1 protein-coding gene is annotated in these 659 nt (G+C 63.9%); it reads left to right on the top strand.

The window, feature by feature from the left end:
• Nucleotides 1-659: IS21 family transposase (locus PY310_RS21500; protein WP_472925640.1), on the top strand; the 659-nt coding region annotated here is incomplete at both ends.

Here is a 659-nt window from a genome sequence, read left to right on the forward strand (position 1 = left end):
CGCCACTGGCGCACCCGCGCCGATCCGCTCGAGCCATTCTGGCCACGTATAGAGGAGTTGCTCCAGATCGACGGTATCATTGCCGTCACGGTCTTCGAGACGCTCCAGGACGAGTTCGGCGAGGATGCTGTTCCCGATGCGATACGACGAACACTGGAACGCCGGATCGCCCGCTGGCGGGCACTGCACGGCGGCGAGAAGGAGATCTTCTTCCCGCAGCATCATGCGCCCGGTCGGCAGGGCCTGTCGGATTTCACGGTATGCGACAGTCTCAAGGTCACTGTTGCCGGCGAGACCCTGGCCTATCGCCTCTACCACTTCCGCTTGGCGGCGAGTGGCTGGGAGCATGCGGCTGTCGTGCTGGGCGGGGAGAGCTTTGCCGCCCTTTCGGAGCACCTGCAGGATGCGTTGTGGAAGCTGGGCGGTGCGCCGGCCGAACACCGCAGCGATTCCCTGTCAGCCGCCTACAAAAACCTCAACGCCGATGCGCAGCGGGATTTCACCCGAAGCTATGACGAGCTGTGTCGTCATTACGGCATGCTTGCTACCCGCAACAACCGCGGCGAGGCGCACGAAAACGGATCGATCGAAGGTCCCCATGCCCATCTCAAGCGACGGCTCGATCAGGCCTTACGCCGGCGGGGCAGCCGCGATTTCGT

The organism is Pseudarthrobacter naphthalenicus, from assembly GCF_029076445.1.
In the GTDB taxonomy this organism is placed as follows: domain Bacteria; phylum Actinomycetota; class Actinomycetes; order Actinomycetales; family Micrococcaceae; genus Arthrobacter; species Arthrobacter naphthalenicus.